5 protein-coding genes and 2 pseudogenes are annotated in these 4,308 nt (G+C 50.5%); 1 reads left to right on the top strand and 6 read right to left on the bottom strand.

Annotation, left to right across the window (positions count from 1 at the left end):
- Positions 1–38 precede the first annotated feature (38 nt).
- On the top strand, positions 39–182 hold the full coding sequence (locus QZ506_RS08810) for a hypothetical protein (protein ID WP_291970455.1): 144 nt from the start codon (positions 39–41) through the stop codon (positions 180–182).
- Here QZ506_RS08810 and QZ506_RS08805 read toward each other — a convergent pair.
- The 6 genes and pseudogenes from QZ506_RS08805 to QZ506_RS08780 form a co-directional block, all read right to left on the bottom strand.
- Entirely contained in the window at positions 115–360 is a 246-nt protein-coding gene (locus QZ506_RS08805; RefSeq protein ID WP_291970454.1) for a FeoA domain-containing protein, read from the bottom strand. The genes QZ506_RS08810 and QZ506_RS08805 overlap by 68 nt on opposite strands.
- 50 nt (positions 361–410) lie before the next feature.
- Entirely contained in the window at positions 411–659 is a 249-nt protein-coding gene (locus QZ506_RS08800; protein ID WP_291970452.1) for a FeoA family protein, read from the bottom strand.
- A 260-nt stretch (positions 660–919) separates the two neighbouring features.
- Positions 920–2,971, bottom strand: a complete 2,052-nt coding sequence (gene prc / locus QZ506_RS08795) for a carboxy terminal-processing peptidase (RefSeq protein ID WP_291970450.1) — start codon at positions 2,969–2,971, stop codon at positions 920–922.
- A gap of 20 nt (positions 2,972–2,991) precedes the next feature.
- Positions 2,992–3,693 carry an RNA chaperone ProQ gene (gene proQ, locus QZ506_RS08790; RefSeq protein WP_291970448.1) on the bottom strand — a complete coding sequence of 234 codons (702 nt, stop codon included), beginning with the start codon at positions 3,691–3,693 and terminating at the stop codon, positions 2,992–2,994.
- Positions 3,694–3,777: 84 nt separating this feature from the next.
- A pseudogene (locus QZ506_RS08785) lies at positions 3,778–4,140 on the bottom strand (GAF domain-containing protein); the annotation flags it as partial.
- 41 nt (positions 4,141–4,181) lie between these two features.
- Positions 4,182–4,308: pseudogene (locus QZ506_RS08780) on the bottom strand (IS5/IS1182 family transposase); the annotation flags it as partial.

Below are 4,308 nucleotides of genomic sequence, written 5' to 3'. Positions count from 1 at the left end.
GCCATAAAGGCTGCGGATTCCCTTGACGTAAAATCAGTATGTTAAATCCAGAGCGTGGTGATGCATCCCGGAGCGATCAGCATTTTAATCCAAAACAGGCGTGTCATAACAGCATTATTCCCTATTATTCAACAAAGCCGGTTCCAGGATCAATATTTGTGCTTCACTCTTGCGCACACTGATAGCAGCGCCACGCAAACGCAATTCGACAGGATCGCCCAACGGCGCTACCCGAGTGACCGTGAAGATCACACCCGGTGTCACCCCTAACGCCAGCAAGCGCTTACGGTAATCCGTTGATCCTTTTTGATAACCTTGCACACGCCAGGAACTGCCTACGGGAAATACGGCCTCTGTCATGAATACCACTCCTCGTTGAATTAATGCCACCCTGTTGCTTCCTGATGGCATCAACCTTGGGTAACCTGCGGTGCCACCCAAACCTGCTTGCCCATATCCCAATTAATCGCGATACGACCGTCGCCCGCAGCCAGCATCAACGGCTGGTTTACTTCACGCTGAATAACCCGAATCTCACCCCCGACACGAATACCTAACTCCAGTAAACGTTGGTGGTACTCACCGCTGAGACGAATTCGCGCAACCACTGCTCTGATATTGAGGGGAATATCAAGAAGAGTGTGTAGACCTGGCGTCATAGTTGTGCTCTCAAAGAGAAACCGCAGAATCCTTGAGTGAATTCACGCGGTATGATGGCTGTAACTACTCAGAAAACAAACAAAACTAATAACGATTATCAATATAAATGCACAGGTATAAGTCTACTTGATTCATATCAAACAAAAATTAAATATCGCTCATTCCTGCTTCAATGGTGAATAAAAGCATCAGAAAACGCTAAAAAAAAGCCCCCTGTCAACCGTTAGGCTGACAGGGGGCAGTACTGCGTGGCGTGAGGCTATTTCACGCTGTGCGACAGATCGCTGGCAATATGCACCGTTTCTTCCAGATAGGCATCCGGAGCCTGATAATCCTTGGGTAAATCATCCAGAGATTTCAGTGGTTTTTTACCTTCGCGTTTGAAACGTTCGTTAAGACGATTCAAACGTAATGCTTCGTCGTCGTTATTCTCTTTTTCACGCTGTGCGTAATTAAGGGAAACAATATTACGTTTCTCTTTATTGGCGTTGTAACGGGCAACATCCTGAATGATATATTGGAACTCAGGATCTTTGGCAATACGCGACTGGTGCTGCTCTTTCAGCGCACTGATATAGGATTTCAGATCCCCCAGCTTGCCATAGCGTGCCGCATTGATGCTATCCCAGATCAAGGCGTTATCTTCAAATTTCTCACCGATTTCAACTGCCTCTGTGCCCGTCGGCATCAGAATATCCGGCGTGACACCGCGCAACTGAGTGCTGCCGCCATCAATACGGTAGAACTTCTGAATGGTGTAGGAGACGGAACCTAATCCCGGCCACGCCGGATGCAGCATCTGATCGTAAATACGGTTCAAGGAGCGATACTGTTGCACCGTGCCTTTACCAAAGGTTGGTTCACCCACAATCAATGCACGGCCATAGTCCTGCATGGCGGCAGCGAAAATCTCTGATGCCGACGCACTGAAACGATCAACCAGCACGACCAGCGGACCTTTATAGTAGACCACTCCATCGGTATCGCTGTCTTCACGCACCTTGCCGTTGTTGTCACGGATTTGCACCACAGGGCCGCTGGGAATGAACAGACCGGAAAGCCCTACCGCTTCAGTCAGCGCACCGCCGCCGTTGCCACGCAGGTCAATCACAATGCTGCTGACATTCTGTTTTTCCAGCTTTTGCAATTGCACTTTGACGTCATCCGTCAAGCCCACGTAAAAACTGGGAATATCTAGCACCCCGATGGTCTCTTTGCCCACGGTTTTAACCGACATTTTCACCGCGCGATCTTCCAGACGAATACGCTCACGGGTCAAAGTGACGGTTTTGGTTTTGGTGCCTTTGCCACCGGGTAAAATTTCAAGCCGCACCTTGCTGCCTTTGGGACCTTTAATCAACGCCACCACGTCATCAAGCCGCCAACCGATCACTTCTACCATCGTTTTGCCGTTTTGTCCGACGCCGACAATGCGATCGCCAACAGTGATATTTTTACTTTTTGCCACCGGGCCACCCGCCACCATGGAGTTGATGACCGTGTAATCATCATCCATTTGCAACACTGCGCCGATACCTTCCAGAGAAAGGCTCATGTCAGTGTTAAACTGTTCCGTATTACGCGGTGATAAATAGCTGGTATGGGGATCCATTTCTCGCGCAAACGCATTCATCACCAGTTGAAAAACGTCTTCACTGTTGCTCTGCGCCAAACGACGGATGGCAAACTGGTAACGCTTGGTGAGCGTTTCCTTGATCTCTTTATCATCTTTACCGGTGAGTTTTAACGCCAGCCAGTCATATTTCACTTTGGCATCCCACAGGCGGTTCAGCTCACCGACATTTTGTGGCCACGGCGATTTGCTACGATCCAACTCAATGGTGTCTGTTCCTGTGAGATCAATGTGTTTCTCTAATACGGAGAGGGCATATTGCAAGCGCTCGAAACGTCGTTTTTGCGCCAGATTGTAGAGCGCATAGGGAACGTCCAGTTTGCCGCCTTTCAGGTCTTCACCCAGCTGCCCTTTTTGATTGGCAAATTCGGCGATATCGGAGGCCAACAGCACGTTATGGCTGTAGTCCAGCATGTTGAGATAGCGGTTGAAAATTTTCTCGGAAAATTGTTCATCGAGCGCTATCTGCCGGTAGTGCGAGCGTAAGAAACGCAATGTAATGCGATCGCTCTCGGTGGCATGCTGAAGTTCCTGGTGCAGTTGGGGAATCTGATCTGCAAGCGTGATCATCTCACTGCGCGCAATCGCTTCACTGCGCGAGACAGGTGCTTCTTTAGCCACGCTCACGCCTGCGAGCAATGCGGCAGCAAGCACCGTCATTCGGATTAATGTGTTCATGCCCTGGTTGGCCCTCCGTATCAGAACTGCAAGTGTTCTGCGCGTACAATCATTGCCAGACCGGAAGCCAGTTGAACCCGAACTTCACCTTTGGCAATCTCAAGCACCGTGGCGTCCATGGCGTCTTTGCCCGCTCTGACCTTGATCTCTTGACCAATTTTCAGGGCAGCAATATCCGTCACGTTAACACGCTGCGGTTGCGGCGCACGCTCGTTAGCCGCTTTGGGCTGGCGAGGCGCAGAAGCACGCGGCGCAGTGGAACGAGGTTGACGCGGAGCACTGTCGGCTGCTGGGCGCTCGCGACGCGGGGCAGGTTTACGCTGACGCGCAGGTTGATCGGTAGTTTCACCCGCAGCGCGACGTTTTGCTTGCTGCTCAGCTCGCTGCGCCTGAACGCGCGCTTTCGCTTCTTCCAACTGCTTGCGAGCGTGATCGACATGCTGCTGTTCCAATTCACCGCACGGATTGCCATCCAAATCCACACGTTGGGCACCCAGCTTGATGCAGTACAGGTAACGCCAACTGGAGGTATAAAGGCGCAATGCAGAACGCAATTGCGTTTTACTCACACTGTCAGTCTCTGAAACAAGCGTGACAAGATCCTGAAAAATACCGATTTTCAAAGGCCAAGTGTCACCTTCAGTGGTGAAACAAAGCGGAAACCGTTCTGCCAAAAAGGCAATGACATCTTTACTACTGTTCAAGTTAGGTTGATTTTCCATGAAATTTCCTGATTACAACGGGTTTGCCAACCAGCGCAGGCATGAACAGGCGACATTATAATGACACCATCAGCAATTGCTACGTTATCCTTCTCTCTGCGTGAGATAATTGATAAAAATCAGCACATCGCTCTGTTGCAATTGTGCGCAGAGCACGGCGACCAGCGCTTTAAGACCTTCTTCGTCTTCCGCGTCAAAATGCGCATAGGACGTGCTATCAATATCCGGCACGCCAATCAGTTGGCAGTTCACAGAAAGCGGCAACACGATCTCGGCATTACTGGCGGCATCGCAGGCGATGTGACCAGGAAAAGCATGCACATCATCGACACGTTGAATGCGGTTCTCCACTACCGCGCGCCGACAAACGCCTTTGCCCGCAGGAATGCGCACACAGGCAACCCGGCCTTGAAATGGCCCAAGAAACAGCCTGTCATCATCCAGAAGGCTTTGTTGAATAAATCAGAACTTGTAATACGGGTCGATTGTTACGTGATGCGAATACTGTTCGGCATTCCTAATAGCGTGATCCGGTTAAGCGCTTTGACCATGGCCATGGCTTCACCCACCTGAGCATCGTAGTCTCTCAGACTTAGATGACCACCCAGAAGCCTT

Origin of the sequence: Candidatus Symbiopectobacterium sp., assembly GCF_020054415.1 — a bacterium.
Lineage (GTDB): Bacteria > Pseudomonadota > Gammaproteobacteria > Enterobacterales > Enterobacteriaceae > Symbiopectobacterium.
Note: the sequence above shows the minus strand (reverse complement) of the source record. Positions and strands in the feature narration are given on the sequence as shown.